We start from the raw sequence: 15,832 nt of genomic DNA on the forward strand, positions 1-15,832 counted from the left end.
TTTTTCCGGATCGCGTCACCCTTAAGTAGGAAAAATAATTAAAGTTTTAGTGAAGATTCAATGAAGAGATGGCAAATACATAAAACTCTACTTGGCAAAAGTTATGCAAATTTACTAGTTTTGGTACAAGACTCGATTAATAAGCAAAATTATGAAATTGTCACTCAAAAAAATTATAAACAACCTATCTAATATTTTGCTCGCCACAAATATAGTGTTTGGTTTACAACTTGGTGCTCAAGCACTTACTTTCACAGGTCGAGCCAGCGGCGAATGGGGGCTACCGGACAGGATGAGTAATCCTAACGCAGTCATCGATATTAGTAGCAAGGATGGAGGGACAAACAACCGTTTGACTTGGGGTACTCCTGGAACTGGTGGTTTAAACAATTTTGTGCAATTTAATGGTATTGATTTTAACACTAATACTAATACTGTCTTTAATCTTGGTAAGCTTTATTACCGCAATGGCAGTACTTTAATTGATACTAATTTTAATGGAGATTTTCCGCTTTATTTGTCTCTTTCTCTGACACTTCCGTTAAACAATACCGAATCTTTTGAGTTTTTATTTAATATCTTCAACACACCCAATACTACAGGTAATGAAGTTTTGGACGGTGATATCCTTCAGTTTGCCACTGCGGGAAATACAAGTCACTCTTTTAACCATGAAGGAGTTGAATATACTTTAAAACTGATCGGGTTTTCCACAGATGGTGGGGAAACTATTACTAATGAATTTAATTCACCAGAAAGAAGTACTGCTAAGGCTTCTTTATTCGGAAAAATTACCGTTGCTCCTCCCCCTGCTGCCATCCCGGAGCCTAGTGTTATCGTTGGGCTTTCATTGCTATCTCTGTACTTGGGAACGCGCCAACGTAAGTAAGTAAATAGAAAGTTTTTTTAGGTTGTGCATCTATAAATTATTTAGTTATTTTCGGTTTAGTAAAAATTTTGTAGCATAAATAGTTACCAAAAAATTGTAGCAGGGGTTAGCACCCTACTACATTAATTGGTCAAAACTTACTCCACAGTTGAAGAATCCAGATCTTCTTCTATCTGTTCGCGGCTGGGCAACTCTAGGCAGTAACCTGCGCCATAAACTGTTTTGATATAGCGGGGATGACGGGGATCTGGTTCCAGTTTGGTTCTCAAGTGTCGGATATGAACTCGAATAGTTTCGATATCATCATCTGGGTCATATCCCCAGACTTCCTTGAGTATTTCACTAGGAGAAACAGTCTGACCATGACGCTGTAGTAAACAATGGAGTAATTCAAACTCTAAGTGAGTCAGCTTAATAGTCTGACTGAACCAAATCGCCTCAAAGCGTTCTGGTACCAGAGTAAGAGGGCCATAGTTTAGTATTTCGCTGTGTTTAGCTGCTTGCGGGATGCGATCGGTACGTCTAAGTAAAGCACGCACCCGTGCCAGCATTTCTTCTACTTCAAATGGTTTGGTGAGATAATCATCTGCTCCAGCATTAAAGCCTTCTACTTTATCTTGAGTTTGACCCAAGGCAGTCAACATTAAAACCGGAATATCCTTGGTGCGCTCATCCCGGCGCAGACGTTGACAAACCGTAAATCCGTCCACCTTGGGTAGCATCAGATCTAGCAGAATCAGGTCAGGCTGTATTTGCAAGGCAAGAGCCTGACCTTTGATGCCATCCTCTGCTTGACTGACATCGTATCCAGCCATTTCCAGATTGACGGCGACTAATTCTGAGATAGCAGAGTCATCGTCGATGACGAGTATCCGAGGCATCATTAAAAAATATAACTTTGGCTAAAGGGCTCGTTAAGGTTTTTGAAGAACCTGTTGCGGCATCCAAAGATTCCTGTACAAATTATAAGCAAGGATTCTAAATTCTTATCTTAGCAACCAAAACTTTACAATTAAATTACTGATTTGAGTAGCTATCGAACCTAAAATAGCTGAAAGCCTTTACGTACAATGGATAAGTATCTTAGTGCTAGGGAAATTTGAGCCTTTTAGCACGATCGCAAATGTCAGGTGAACTTGATGTACGTAAAGAGTTGGCAGCATTTAGTAACAAATTTACGGCGGAATTCGCCTTCTTTAGCCCCGACTTCGATCGGGCAGAGAAATTTCTCTCCTCCAGCTTACACTCCACCCAGCTGGTTAAAAAATGGTTTCGCCATGACTCTTTACATTGCACGGCGGGCTTCCCATGACTGGGAAAGTACTATTAACCACCCAGAACCAGATTATCAAGAGAAAATCTTTACTGCTGCCCAAGGTTTATCCATCTACGGCAGGGTTGCTATCCCCGAAAATGCTCGTGGCACAATTATCGGAACCTACGGGATCACTGGTTCTTTAGATAACCAATGGTTTCTGCAAATTTTGGGACGTAAAGCATTTGCCAGTGGTTATGCTGTAGTTTTATTTGACTGGCGGGCTCACGGTCAAACAGCCGCTTTGTCTCCTAGCTTAACCTCTGATGGTTTGTATGAAGGGGAAGATTTTGTTCATATTGCTTCTCAAGCCAAGGCTATGGGCTGTCCTGCGCCTTTTTGGTTTACGGGGTACTCTTTGGGTGGGCAGTTAGCTTTGTGGGCTCTGAAAGCCGCCCAAGACTTAACTGCTAGCCAAAAGGTACAAGGGTTGCAAGATGCAGATATTGGCGGCGCAGCGGTAATTTGTCCTAATCTTGATTCGGTGCGTTCTCTTTCGTACTTGGTAAAGCATCCTCTAGGTAAATACTTGGAAAAAGCGATCGCCAAAGAACTGAAAAAACTCGCTCGTCACATACATAATATGCACCCTGAGTCAATAGATTTAAGAACGATCGAACGAGTAAATAGTATTTGGGATTTCGATCGCGAACTAGTCATCCCCCGCTTAGGTTTTCCCACCGTAGAAGCCTACTACCAAGCTAGCAGCCCCCTACCCCTACTACCCCAACTGAAGAAACCCACATTAATCTTGTACGCCGCCGACGATCCCTTATTCGACCCCACACTCATCCCCGACCTGCAAAGCGCCTGTGCTGAGAACCCTTACATTGACTTACTACTAACTCGTTACGGCGGTCACGTCGGCTACCTCAGCAGCAAAACCTGCCAAAAACAAGCCAACGATCCCGACCCTTGGTGGGCATGGAATCGCATTTTACAATGGTGCAGCTTTTGAAGGGAAGGCAGAAAGCAGAAGGAGAAAAGTTTTGAGTTATTGAGTTAATAAGTTTTCCTGCCCCTCCGCCCCTCTACCCCTCTGCCCCCCTGCCCCTCTGCCCCCCTGCCCCCCTGCCCCTCTGTCTTCGCCAAAAGGCAAAAGCGATCGCCCCAAGAAAAATTAACCCCATTAAACCTGCCAGTGGGTTGCCATCAATTCCAGTGATCCAGGGAGGGACGCGATCGGAATACCGAACTAAATCACCCACGTTAATTATGTAATAACCCCAAACTAAGCCAGCGTGTAAACCAATAGGTAAACCCAAACGTCCTCTGCTACCTCGTTTTGCCCACACAAAAGTCAACCCCAACAGCAACAGCGCCGGAAATTGAGGAAAAGTACGGATCGCTTCTGGCAAAGGCTTAATAAAATGCAGCAAAGCATAAAGCCAGCTGCTAACCCACAAACTGATTTTCTGGGAATAATCTCGTTCTAACTCATCCAGCAACCAACCGCGAAATACCAGTTCTTCCGCAAAACCAACACCTAAAGCAGCGATCGAACCTTCTAAAACCACTCTAGGTAACTGATTTGAACTTTGCCAAACTAACCAACCCAGTTGTCCTTCGACGAAAAACAGCGTCAAAGTTAGCAGTAAGCCAATATCTAAACCTTTTAACAGTTCTAAGGCATTTCGGCGGCTAACTGACAAACCATAACTTTTCAGGAGATTAGTTTGTTGATAAACTAATCTCCCCCAAAATTGCAACCATACCAGAAACACGAGAAATAACAATCCCATTGTCAGGATCGTTACTAAGTTAGTGTCGCCACTCCCGGAGTAAATAAGTGTGGCTAAGGGAAGCCACAGCAAAAGCAAAGTCAGCAGAAACAGCCCTACCCGAATCCAGGCAGGATAACTGGCTATAGCTGGAAAATGAATTTTCAACGAACCTGTTTATTACTCATCAGGTTCAATTGTGCTAGTTAACCCATGATTTTTCAAAGTCTCACAGTAAAACTCTGCGTGTTCTTGGGCGCAGGTAATTACTAAAGCAATCCCTGTAGCATGAGCTTCCATCATGATATTGACCGCTTGTGGTTGAGTCAGCGAAGGTACAGTTTTCATCAGGACTTGTACGACATACTCCATCGAGTTGAAATCGTCATTGTGTAGTAGCACCCGATAGCGAGGTGCGAGTTTGCGAGAAGTTGACCGCTTTTCTAGGGTTTCGACAGACACAGCTGTTTTTTCTCCCTTATTTCAATAAATTTTTGCCAGTTAATCAAGTTTTACCAACTCTAATACATGAGTTAGTAAAGTTTTAGGTGTGGGTTTCCACCATTGAAAAGTCGGTTTCACCTAATGAAACCGCAAATTACCTTTGAGTAATTACAAGTTCAGATTTTTGCTTTTTGTTTATACTACTTAACATTTATTTATAACATTGTGCACCCGATTTAGTCACCTATCAAGAACCTTTCCAGCGAGATAGTTAAAATTTTGCTAAACAGGATACTCATGCAGGTTTAGCAGTATCCTCTTACAATAGTTTGCAGCGAAATATACATCAGTTTACTGGTGGAGCAAGTCATAATGAGTTCTGCTGTAGACTTTCAACCGAGTCAAATTGTCTGTTTAGAACATCAAGAAACACGCTTGTATGCTGAAGTGATTCAGATTGTCGAATCACGCCAGATGGCTTGGGTACGTCCTTTGATGCTGGTGTCTCTATCGAATCTGTTGGATTCTGAATCCGTTACTTTGTATGATTTACGGCTAGGGGCGGATTTACTCTGGCCGAGCAATTTATTTCGTCCGGCTTTGGATACAGAAGTTTTACCTTTGTTTAGTCACCTGGAAACTTCTAAAAGTCAAGATGAAAATCAGCAGTTAGCGCATCAACAGCTACAGCGTTTTGTTCGCCAAGTTTGGCAAGATTCCGAAGGGGATTGAAACAGTTAGCTCTTAAAATCAAGATGTCGGTAGCCTGATTGGTTGAGTTTAAGAATCGATCGCCTGAAAAGATTTTACCTCTAAAATTGGGCCGATCATGGCGAAACTCATAGCATCTTCGCGCACTTCGCCTTTAACTTCAACTTTTAAGCCATTTTTGAGCATTTCTTTTGGGGAAGCTTGGTAAATTTCGTAAGTTTCGCCATTATCAGCGACTAATGCCCAAGCGCCTGTGCCGATAGCTTTACGTTCGATCGTACCTTTAAGAGTGATGCTCATGGTAGTGGGTTAGTGGGTAGTGGGTAGTGGGTAGTGGGTAGTGGGTAAGTGAGTGAGTGGGGAGGGACAAAATACCCCAGTCCCTAATCCCCAGTCACCAGTCCCCATTTTTTATCCTGCGGTGCGGTGTTTTTCGTCTTTCATTGCTAAACGGGCGAGTCCGAAGCAGAGTAAGGCGTTGACGATGAGGAAAGTTCGGGCGATCGTACCATCTCCCAACCATAATAAACCCGGATCGACAACAGCATTCACTGCCAAACAAGAAGCTACACCCAAACTCGAACCAACCGCAAACCATTTCCAGCTAGGATGTCCTAACAACAAAGCGATTAAAATTACAGGAATTAACACGCTAGCCAAAATTGGATTTAACAGCGTTCCTCCAGTAATTGCATTTCCCATTTCAGGAATAGAACTACCCATAACACGGAAAGGCCATTGTGGTAAGTCAAAGACGTAAAAACCTCTTAAGAAGAAGAGTCCTGAACTACCAAAAATTAAACCACTACCTAACGACCAACTCCAAATCGGTAAATAGTTCCGCAAAAACCAAGCTAATAAATAGGAACCAAGTACCATTGCAATTTTCGGTAATAGTGCGACTGCGCCACCATCCAACCAAAAACGCAGGTTGAGATAGCCATTTTCTCTTAACCAGCGGAAGAAGTCGCGGAAAGTAATTTGTCCTTTTAAGGCGAGTTTAACGGCACTTGAAGCATCTAAATGTCCTGCGCCAAAATGGTTTAAAGGATCTTCTTGTACCTTGCGAACGGACTGAGTTAAAACTTGGAGAATTTCATCTGGAGTTTCCACACCGCTAGCTTTCACCATTGCAGCGACAGCAGCGACGTGGGGAGATGCCATACTAGTTCCTTGGAAACCAGCAAACATTGCACCGCCTGTTTCAGGATCGATCGTTTCTTGTAAAATTTGACCGTCTTTACTACCACCCGGGGCGGAAATATCGACACCTGCGCCAAAGTTAGAGTAAGAAGCTTTTTCTCCTGAAGGGCCAGTAGCAGCTACGCTAATTACATGAGGATAACGGGCGGGATAAGATGCGGAGTTGCGGTTTTCGTTTCCGGCTGCGGCTACTACTACTACGCCTTTATTGTAAGCATAGTCTACGGCTTCTTTTAAAACTTGGCTTTCTCCAGCACCACCTAAACTTAAGTTAATCACATCTGCATTGTTGTCGGCTGCAAATCTGATAGCTTCTGCAATATCTGCAACTGTACCACCGCCGTAAGCACTTAATACTTTTAGCGGCATGATGTTGGCTTCGTAAGCGACACCAGCTACACCATAATTATTATTGGTAGATTGGGCAATTGTACCTGCAACGTGAGTGCCATGTCCGTTGTCGTCGGTTGCTTCTTCTTTGTCGTTAACAAAGTCGTAACCTTTCACAAATTTGGTTTGTTCTAAGTCGGGAACTTGGGTAACGCCTGTGTCAATAACGGCGACTGTCATTCCTGCGCCTTTGGTTTCTTCCCAAGCTGACTCAACGTTAATACTGCGTAAGTTCCACTGTTTTACGTAGTCAGGATCGTTGGGGGCTTCAAAGGCTTTATATTCATAGTTTGGCTCAATAGTTTCGGTTTTTTTGCCAATTTCTGAATTTCTCAAGGCTTTGAGTAAGTTTTTGTCGCCTTTGACTATATAAACATTGTCTTTGGTGGAAAATTCACTGTTTAGTCGAGGGGCGACTTGATATTGTTGGGAAATTGTTTCTAAACTGTTGCTAATTTGGGCTGCGGGGATATCTTCCCGAAAGTCCAAAACAATAGAATTGTATGTGCCTTGGTTGGCTAGACCTTTAAAGTTAGAGAGTGCCCAAACCAAACTGACGGCAAATAAACAAATTAAGAAAAGCTTTCTCATGTCAAACTGCCAAGAGTAGCGTTAATGTGATCACCAAGATAACTCATGCTGGGGGGGATTGGGGGCTGGGGACTGGTGACTGGGAAATAGGGGAAATTTTATTTAGGTAAGTTGTTCTTTCTTTGCGGTTCAAAAAAAATCTTTGTCACAAATCGATCGGATTGTTATAGATTGATTATTGATAGGGGCTTTTTCCCAGTCCCCAATCCCTAATTCCTAATACCTAATCCCTAACATTATGGAAAGAGGTTTATTTTGGTTGCCTTTGCTGGCGTTATTTCTTTGGTTAGCTTGGGCGGGTTGGAATGAATATCAAAAGTTGGAAGCTTACCGAATGTGGGCGGAGAATTTCGATCGCGCCAAGTATGATATTTATGCGGTAATGGGTCAAAAGGGTGATGATTTAACTTGGGGAAAACCGCGGCGTAAGGAACCTGCAAATTTGCAAACTTTTTCGCTTAAAGATGTGGAAGAGATTCGTTTAGTTGTGGACGATCGGATTTACAATTTAGTAGAACCTCCAGAAAAAGGTCGGGCTGTTGCTTTGGAATTCCTATTTTTTAATTCTGTTAATTCGGTGCGAATTCCGTTTACAGAACTTGCGTTAGCTGTGGAATGGGGAAATGCTTTACAGCAAGATTTGCCTTAGTTAAAAAGAGCGAACTGTTTTAAATAAGAGGACTATAGTAGGACTAAAGTCCTCACAAGGAACTATTGTTTTCCGGTAGCTTTTTCTACTAGTGATTTTGCTTCTTGGATTAAACCTTTGTCTGGTTGAGTTTCTTCGTAAGCTTCTAAGTTTTCTTCATATTCTTTTTCTAAACCTTGGGGTTCGTTGAGGGCGTTAACTTCTTTGTCGTAGGCTTTTTCCCGTGGGGTTTCTGATTGATTAGGATTTTGAATTTCTGTTTGCATTGGCTGTCGAAGGGAGGGGGATTCTGCTAGACTTTCTGGAGTTGGGAAAAGTACTAAAGCTGATGCAGTAAGGACAATAATTAAAGCTGAGACCAGAATTTTATACAAACCTTGTTGTAAGGTAGAAAAGATGTGGCGCATATTGATTGACTCCTAATTTTTTTTGCTCAAATGTATCGTATTTTTGATTTTAAAAACCTGCTTCTACCCAAAGATATATCCAAACTGTCTCGAAAATTACAGATTGTTAACTAAAGGCAGTTTTACGGTGAAGGTTGCGCCTTTTCCTTCGCCTTCGCTTTGAACGTAGATTACTCCACCATGTAATTCTACGATATGACGGACGATCGCTAAACCTAGCCCTAACCCACCGTATAATCTAGTAGTTGAACCGTCAGCTTGACGAAAGCGATCGAATACGAAGGGCAAAAATTCTGGTTTAATACCTATACCTGTATCTCTGACTTGAATCACTACGAATTTCAGTAAAGAAGAGGAACAAGCTGTTTTTTGTTCTTCGGTTCTCTTTTGCCATTCTTCTATTTTTAAATTAATCTCAACACTGCCTTCGGCTGGGGTAAACTTAATGGCGTTAGATAGTAAGTTCCAAATCACTTGTTGTAAGCGATCGCTATCTCCTAAAATTTTCTCTTCAACTCCATGTTGAATAAATTTTAGTTTAATTTGTTTGGCAACTACCGAGGGCAGGGAAATATTAATAACTTTTTCGATAATTGGTACGATATCAATTAAGCTAATTTGTAAATTTAGCTTTCCGGTAATGATTTGGGAAACGTCAAGGATATCTTCTATTAACTCTTTTTGTGACCTGGCATTACGCTCAATTGTTTCTAAAGCTTTAGCGACAATTGTATCACTTAATTTACCGCTACGCAAGACTTGTGACCAACCAAGGATAGCGTTTAATGGTGTCCGTAATTCATGAGAAATTGTGGTTAAGAAATCATCTTTAATCCGGTTAACTTTGACTAATTCTTCGGCTTGTTTAACTAAGGCTTTTTCCATAATTTTGCGATCGCTAATTTCCGTAGATATACCGCAAATTCCGTAAGCAATTCCCTCGCAATTATAAAGGGGACATTTTAAAGAAATAGTCGTTACAGGTTTATTGTTAAGTATTCCAAATTCCTCAAATTCCAAAGGTTTTCCTAACTCAATTACTTGGCGATCGTTAGCACGATAAACTGCTGCTATTTCATTAGTTAAAAAATCAAAGTCTGTTTTGCCTAAAACTTGTTCTCTGGAAATATTACAAAGAGTTTCGCATTGACGATTAAATAATAAATATCGCCCATCTAAGTCTTTGACATAAATAGCAGCAGAAGAGTTTTCTACTATTGTGTGTAACCAGGATTGAGTTTGCCACAATGCTGCTTTTGTTTGTTCAAGTTTAGCGATATATTCCAAACATTGCTGCTGATTTGACGGAGTTTCTACTGCTTTTTCCAAGGCGATTTTGTTTTGTAATATAGTTACAGGAGTGATGAAGAAAAAGCTTTGAATTAAGAAAAGAGAAGCTTGGATAATTTCTTCTCCACTGATGACTAAGGAATTGATTGGAGGTAGGAAAAAATAGGCGATCGCCACACCTGTTAATAGCGTAGCAAAAATTCCGGCTTTTAATCCCCCAAACCAAGCGGTAATAATTACCGGAGAGAAAAACAGCACGAAAGCACTTGTTGTCACATCAATTACTTGATTTAGCAAGTACATTAATGACAAAACAAATACCTCTATTAAAAGAGTGAACCCATATAAATGAAAGCCGGAAAAAGTGATTTTCTGCATAAATCTCTGTATAATAACTTATGGTATTTCATCCCATATATTCTATGTTTTCCTAAACACAGAGATGTTTTGCATCAATCATATAGCTGATTTGTAATTTTGAGTTTATCTTCCTCTTGGGTGATTTATTATAGTTGCCAAGAATCAAATATAATATAAATCGATTTATAGAGAATTATGGGCAAGATTTTTGATTATGCCCATAATTCGAGCCGAAGAATAGCAAGTAAAATTGATTACTTTATTTAAATGTTTCTTGACAGATTCGCCGGAAACGATCGCCTCTTTCTTCAAAACTTTGGTATTGATCGAAACTAGCACAGGCGGGAGAAAGCAGAACAACTTTCGCTTGATATTGTTTAGCTAGTTCGGCGGATTTAGGAATAGCACGTTCCATTGTTTCGACTATCTCATAGTTAGGATAGCCAATTTCATCGAGTCGTTTAGCAAAGGCTTTGGCGGCATCACCGATCAGTAAGACTGCGGCTGTTTTAGCTTTAATTATATTCATCCAACCTGTATCATCTCCGGCTTTTGCTTCGCCTCCAGCGATGAGTATTGCTGGGGCGAAAACGGCATTTAAGCCTACTTCAGCTGCATCATAATTGGTGGCTTTGCTATCATTAATAAAGTCGATTCCTTGCCAGGTGCAAATATGTTCTAAGCGGTGGGGAACTCCGGGGAAGTTGTCGATCGCCAAAGCGATCGCATCCTTATCGATTCCTGCTAAACAAGCCGTCGCTACTGCCATTAACAGATTTTGTTGATTATGATCGCCTACCATTTTTAAAGCATTAGCTTGGACAATCTTTTCAGTTTCAAAAATTACCCAACCATCTTCAATATAAGCACCTTTACCATTAATTAAATTAGCTTTGCCCTTGACATTTGTCCAGTAAGCATTGGGAAAATGATTTGGGGCATTATTTTGTAAATAAGGATCGTTACCGTTGAAAATTTGGTTTTCCGATTGCGCTAATAAATGCGCCTTAATGTTAAAGTAATTTTCTAAGGTTTTGTGACGACTTAAGTGATCGGGGGTAAAAGTTGTCCAGATACCAATTCGCGGCGCAACTGAGGCGGAAGACTCAATTTGATAACTGCTAATCTCGGCAATTACCCAATCTGGAGGAGTTTCCGCTAATGCTAATTCGCAAGCTGCAAAACCGATATTACCGCAAGCGGGAGCATTCAATCCAGCTGCTTGAAATATCGCTGCAATTAAAGCGGTAGTTGTAGTTTTACCGTTAGTTCCAGTAATAGCTACCCAAGGAATATTTCGGAGATATCGCCATGCTAATTCCATTTCGCCAATAGTTTCAATTCCTAATTCTCTGGCGCGAAGTAAAAGCGGTGAATCCCAAGGAACTCCGGGACTAACTACGATTATTTTTGGCAATTCGGGACTTTCTAAGTCGAGGGAATAACCTAATTTAACGTCTATTCCTTCGCTAATTAGTTGTTCTGATTGCTGTTGTAAGTTGGGGTTGTTGTTGCGATCGCTTACTGTCACTTGCCAACCTTCTCTTTTTAGCAGTCTTGCAGCAGCATTTCCCGATCTTCCCAAACCAATGATATGAGCAATGGGCATAAGTTAAAAGGTAATTCCCTGATTTTTTCCGTTTATAATATTACAACCTAATGGGCTTTTTGCCATTAACTCTGTTTAAACCAAAGAAAAACCTCTCTTTCTTTCAGGATAACCTGTATCTATGAATACCAATCATCGCAATATCACCCCTATTTTCGCCACTATCTTCTCACAACTTTCTTTAGTGTTACTGTTGACGATCTCTGTAACTGGTGTATTAGCTGGATGTGTAAGTAATCCTTTGCAAAATCAGCCAGAGTTAAAGGAAAACTCTTCTGAAGAAAAGTCAGTCAATCAAGAAAAGCAAAATAATAATGATGACGATGATGATGACAAGAAGAAAAATTCGCAGGGTAAAGATGACGATGATGATGATGATTAAAAACCGCTAAAGACGCAGAGCACGCAGAGAAGAAAGGGAGAAAACTGTGATTGACAGGCAAGATGCCTGTCTTACAACCTGACTTTACAGTTTCTTCCCGATCGCTTCTTGGCGATTAACTTTTGACAATTGGGCCAAAATCTGCCAAGACTCGCGCATGATTTCGTAGTAATCCTAAGAGGTTTAAACGATTGCGGCGAATGTCTAAATTTTCATCCATTACTAACACGCTTTCGGGTCCATCAAAGAATGTGCTAACTGTGGGTGCAATGTTACTTAAAGCATCAACTAATTGTTGATAATTGCGTTGTGTTTGGGATGCTTTGGTTTGGGGAACTAGTTGGACGATCGCATCATAAAACGCCTGTTCAGATGACTTTTGAAATAACTGAGAATTTACTACAGATGTAGGTTCTAATTCTTGCTTATCTAAATCTCCTTGTGCGGCTAAACGAGTGGAACGGTTGACAGTTTCGTAAATTCGATCTAACTGACCATTTTGGCGAATTCGTTGTAAGAAATCAGCCCGATTCCTCGCGTCTAGTAAATCTTTTAAGGCGCGTTCTGTGTATTCTGGGTCATTTTCTCCCAAAACTGCATTGACTAAATCGTAATCAATTCCCCTTTCTTCTTGTAACAGGGTGCGAATCCGTTGGATGAAGAAATCTTGCAATTGAGATAACAATTCATTGGCGTTTGTTTTGGGGAATTTGGCAGCGAAATCGGCTACATTTTGCTCGATTAATTCTTGTAAATTGATGGTTAATTCTGCCGTCCAAGTAATGTTAACAATGGCATTGGCGGCACGGCGCAAAGCAAAGGGATCGGAAGAACCTGTAGGTAGCATTCCTAAGCCGAAAATGCCGATTAAGGTGTCTAGGCGATCGCTAATTCCCACCACTTGTCCGGTAATAGTTTCCGGCAATTTATCTCCAGCACCACGGGGTAAATAATGCTCAAAAATCGCCGTTGCTACTGCTTCAGTTTCTTCACTTGCAGCCGCATATTTTTGCCCCATTACTCCTTGTAATTCCGGGAATTCTCCCACCATTTGAGTAACTAAATCCGCTTTACATAATAAAGCCGCCCGTTGAATATTATTGCTGGTTTCTGAGTCTAATTGTAATTGCTCAGAAATTTCCCCGGCAATCTTTTGAATCCGATTTACTTTCTCCCGTACTGAACCTAAATCTTCTTGAAAAGTGACTTTTTCCAATTGGGGTAAGTAACTTTCTAAAGACTTAATCGAGTCAACTTTATAAAAATATTGCCCATCCGCTAACCTAGCACGAATTACTCTTTCGTTACCTGTGGCAATAATATCTGATTTTGCTGGATCGCCGTTGGAAACTGTAATAAAGTAAGGTAATAAATCGCGATATTCCGCAGTTTTAAAAATTGGGAAATAACGCTGTTGAGTTACCATTACCGTGGTAATTACTTCGGCTGGTAATTTCAAAAAGTCTGCGTCAAATTTCCCGACTACAGCAGTAGGCCATTCTACTAAATCGACTACTTCGGCTAATAAGTCGGGATAGATTTCAGCAAAACCATTTTGTTGAACACCTGCTTTAAGAATTTGCTCTTTAATTTTGGTTTGTCGCTGTTCTGGACTAACTTGAACGAAAGCAGATTCTAAGCATTGAACGTAATCTTTAGCGGTAGGAATTGAGACAGATTCAGGATGTAAAACGCGATGTCCTTGGGAGGTACGATCGCTCTTTACCGTCTCCGAACCATTGACAATTTCTAAAGGTAAAACCGCATCATTTAATAAAGCAACCAACCAACGAATTGGGCGAGAAAATCTAATATCACCATCACCCCAACGCATTAACCGCTTACCTTCTAACTTAGAAATCCAATGCGGAATTAACTCAGTTAAAATTTCCGCTGTCGATCGCCCCGGAATAGTTTTGCGAACAAAAATAAAATCACCTTTTTCCGTCGGACGAACTGACAAATCAGCCAATTCTACACCTTGCTTTTTAGCAAAACCTTCAGCCGCCTTGGTTGGTTTACCATCTTTAAAAGCCGCTGCTGCTGGAGGTCCTTTTACCTCTTCTACTCTGTCGGCTTGCTGAGTTGGCAAACCTTGAACTAACACAGCAAGGCGGCGCGGAGTACCGTAAATCTCAACTTTCTCGGTGTTTAAGAATTGTTCCGCCAAGGTGTTAGGAATGATAGTTTGCCATTGCTGAATGGCACTGGAGACAAAGCTGGCGGGGAGTTCTTCTGTACCGACTTCTAATAGGAAACTAGACATAGACTGAAACTTAAGTAGACTAGCTAAAACAGTTTATCGCGATTTGATGACTTAGAGATTGCACCTGTTGAGATATTTCGATCTTTTTTTTGCACCGTAAAGGACACAAAGAACGCAAAAAAAGAAAAAAGAGTTTGAGAGTTTTTCTAAGTTAAATAAGAAGTTGTGCAACAGTTGTTGTTTTCCCTAAAAAAATTTTTCTCCTAATTTCCCATTGTTTTATACTTCTGCTTTCCTGCTCCTCTCCATCCTGATATTAGCTCAACCAACTCGTATATTTAAGCAGGAGTTAGGTAAAAAGGGCGACTTTATATGGCTAATTGGTTACACAGCACGTTACTCTGGATGGGGGTAAATGTTTGGAATAATTGGCGCAAAAACTTTCCCCAGATTGAGCCTGATTTATATGGAATTAATCTGAACGGAGCTAACCTTAAAGGAGTCAATTTCAGCGGTGCAAATCTTGGTCCTGCGGGGTTGTTCAGCGCCGATTTACAAGGAGCAGATTTGACAGCAGCATACTTAAATGGAGCTTGTTTAAATCGTGCCAACCTCAGCGAAGCAAACTTATCCGGGGCATTATTACGTGGTGCAGATCTCACCAGAGCTAACCTTACAGGCGCAAACCTCACGGGGGCATACCTTAGCCGAGCCGACCTTTCCACCGCATTGCTAAGGGTAGCGAACTTGGCGAAAGCGGATTTGACGGGGGCATTTTTGCGCGGTGCTTACTTTACAGGCACAAATCTCCGCGGTGCGTATCTCAGCAGAGCCGACTTGACAGGCGCTTATATGCGAGCAGCTAATTTGAGTGAAGCTGACTTAACTGCGGCACTTTTTAGCAAAGCGGATTTAACTGCTGCTTTTTTTATCAGAACTCAAGCCCTTTATACCAATTTTAATAAAGCCAAATTTACTGGAGCTTGCATTCAAGATTGGAATATTAATAGCGCCACTCAATTAGATGAAATTGTTTGCGATCATGTTTATTTAGAATATCATCAAAAAGAACGTCGTCCAGTTAACGGAGAATTTGCAGCGGGAGAATTTAGTAAGTTATTTCAAAAAGATTTTGCTGCGGTTGATTTGATTTTTTTGCATGGTATTGAATGGCAAGCTTTTGCTCTGGCTTTACAAAATTTTCATAAAGAAATGGCAGGTTATGAAATATATATCCAAGCAATTGAACAGAGGTTAGATGGTGCTTTTGTGATTCGGTTTAAAGTTCCTTGTGATACTAATAAGGCTCAAATTGAGAAAGCTTTAAAGTTGCAATATGAGTTAGCATTGCGCGATTTTGATAGAAAATATAGTGAACAATTACAGAACCAATCTGAAGATATTGCTATTCATCGCCAACAAGGTGCTAATTTGATGGAGATTGCGAAAACAATGGCTAATAGACCGATCGATCTAAAAAGTTTAACTTCTGGGGAAAACTCTTGTATTTGGGGATTGGGGGCTGGAGACTAGGAACTAAGCTGTTACGCATTAAAAAGTCATATTGTAGGGTGCGTCAGATTTAGATATTTTCCTTTCTATATCAGGCTTTACCGTCTGACGCACCCTACTCGTTAATAAGTGATTTAAATGCGTAACAGCTTA

General features: G+C 41.0%; 15 protein-coding genes. 6 read left to right on the forward strand and 9 right to left on the reverse strand.

Features of this window, described 5'->3' with window-relative positions:
• Positions 1–151: 151 nt before the first annotated feature.
• The gene (locus tag ACE1B6_RS24720) at positions 152–889 is read left to right on the forward strand and encodes a choice-of-anchor K domain-containing protein (RefSeq protein WP_413259942.1); all 738 of its coding nucleotides are present in this window, start codon (positions 152–154) and stop codon (positions 887–889) included.
• A gap of 137 nt (positions 890–1,026) precedes the next feature.
• On the opposite strand, the gene ACE1B6_RS24725 is transcribed toward ACE1B6_RS24720, so the two are convergent.
• Entirely contained in the window at positions 1,027–1,770 is a 744-nt protein-coding gene (locus ACE1B6_RS24725) for a response regulator transcription factor (RefSeq protein ID WP_413259957.1), read from the reverse strand.
• A 396-nt stretch (positions 1,771–2,166) separates the two neighbouring features.
• On the opposite strand from ACE1B6_RS24725, the gene ACE1B6_RS24730 reads away from it, so the two are divergent.
• Positions 2,167–3,162 (forward strand): YheT family hydrolase, encoded by a 996-nt coding sequence (locus ACE1B6_RS24730; protein WP_413259958.1) that lies wholly within the window; start codon positions 2,167–2,169, stop codon positions 3,160–3,162.
• Between the two features lie 73 nt (positions 3,163–3,235).
• On the opposite strand, the gene ACE1B6_RS24735 is transcribed toward ACE1B6_RS24730, so the two are convergent.
• Both ACE1B6_RS24735 and clpS read right to left on the reverse strand, forming a co-directional pair.
• Positions 3,236–4,093 (reverse strand): CPBP family intramembrane glutamic endopeptidase, encoded by an 858-nt coding sequence (locus tag ACE1B6_RS24735; RefSeq protein ID WP_413259943.1) that lies wholly within the window; start codon positions 4,091–4,093, stop codon positions 3,236–3,238.
• Positions 4,094–4,105: 12 nt separating this feature from the next.
• Complete coding sequence (clpS, locus tag ACE1B6_RS24740; RefSeq protein WP_413259944.1) at positions 4,106–4,387, reverse strand: ATP-dependent Clp protease adapter ClpS; 282 nt, start codon at positions 4,385–4,387, stop codon at positions 4,106–4,108.
• A 354-nt stretch (positions 4,388–4,741) separates the two neighbouring features.
• On the opposite strand from clpS, the gene ACE1B6_RS24745 reads away from it, so the two are divergent.
• The gene (locus ACE1B6_RS24745; protein WP_413259945.1) at positions 4,742–5,101 is read left to right on the forward strand and encodes a hypothetical protein; all 360 of its coding nucleotides are present in this window, start codon (positions 4,742–4,744) and stop codon (positions 5,099–5,101) included.
• Positions 5,102–5,149: 48 nt separating this feature from the next.
• Here the strand turns inward: ACE1B6_RS24745 and ACE1B6_RS24750 are convergent, their stop codons facing one another.
• Positions 5,150–5,380 carry a hypothetical protein gene (locus ACE1B6_RS24750; RefSeq protein ID WP_413259946.1) on the reverse strand — a complete coding sequence of 77 codons (231 nt, stop codon included), beginning with the start codon at positions 5,378–5,380 and terminating at the stop codon, positions 5,150–5,152.
• A 111-nt stretch (positions 5,381–5,491) separates the two neighbouring features.
• A complete protein-coding gene (locus tag ACE1B6_RS24755) occupies positions 5,492–7,264 on the reverse strand; it encodes a S8 family peptidase (protein WP_413259947.1) in 1,773 nt (590 codons plus the stop codon).
• A gap of 238 nt (positions 7,265–7,502) precedes the next feature.
• Between ACE1B6_RS24755 and ACE1B6_RS24760 the strand changes: the two genes are divergently transcribed.
• Positions 7,503–7,913 carry a hypothetical protein gene (locus ACE1B6_RS24760; protein WP_413259948.1) on the forward strand — a complete coding sequence of 137 codons (411 nt, stop codon included), beginning with the start codon at positions 7,503–7,505 and terminating at the stop codon, positions 7,911–7,913.
• 62 nt (positions 7,914–7,975) lie between these two features.
• Here the strand turns inward: ACE1B6_RS24760 and ACE1B6_RS24765 are convergent, their stop codons facing one another.
• From ACE1B6_RS24765 to murD, 3 genes are all read right to left on the reverse strand, one after another.
• On the reverse strand, positions 7,976–8,320 hold the full coding sequence (locus ACE1B6_RS24765; protein WP_413259949.1) for a hypothetical protein: 345 nt from the start codon (positions 8,318–8,320) through the stop codon (positions 7,976–7,978).
• 96 nt (positions 8,321–8,416) lie between these two features.
• On the reverse strand, positions 8,417–9,988 hold the full coding sequence (locus tag ACE1B6_RS24770) for an ATP-binding protein (RefSeq protein ID WP_413259950.1): 1,572 nt from the start codon (positions 9,986–9,988) through the stop codon (positions 8,417–8,419).
• Positions 9,989–10,229: 241 nt separating this feature from the next.
• Positions 10,230–11,579, reverse strand: coding sequence for a UDP-N-acetylmuramoyl-L-alanine--D-glutamate ligase (murD, locus tag ACE1B6_RS24775; RefSeq protein WP_413259951.1), 1,350 nt, complete (start codon positions 11,577–11,579; stop codon positions 10,230–10,232).
• 121 nt (positions 11,580–11,700) lie between these two features.
• On the opposite strand from murD, the gene ACE1B6_RS24780 reads away from it, so the two are divergent.
• A complete protein-coding gene (locus ACE1B6_RS24780) occupies positions 11,701–11,961 on the forward strand; it encodes a hypothetical protein (RefSeq protein WP_413259952.1) in 261 nt (86 codons plus the stop codon).
• 115 nt (positions 11,962–12,076) lie between these two features.
• On the opposite strand, the gene glyS is transcribed toward ACE1B6_RS24780, so the two are convergent.
• Positions 12,077–14,227, reverse strand: coding sequence for a glycine--tRNA ligase subunit beta (gene glyS, locus ACE1B6_RS24785; protein ID WP_413259953.1), 2,151 nt, complete (start codon positions 14,225–14,227; stop codon positions 12,077–12,079).
• 312 nt (positions 14,228–14,539) lie between these two features.
• Here glyS and ACE1B6_RS24790 point away from each other — a divergent pair, with 312 nt between their 5' ends.
• Complete coding sequence (locus tag ACE1B6_RS24790; protein ID WP_413259954.1) at positions 14,540–15,700, forward strand: pentapeptide repeat-containing protein; 1,161 nt, start codon at positions 14,540–14,542, stop codon at positions 15,698–15,700.
• Positions 15,701–15,832: the final 132 nt, after the last annotated feature.

The sequence above is a fragment of the Floridaenema fluviatile BLCC-F154 genome, assembly GCF_041929135.1.
Taxonomy (GTDB): Bacteria; Cyanobacteriota; Cyanobacteriia; order Cyanobacteriales; family Aerosakkonemataceae; genus Floridanema; species Floridanema fluviatile.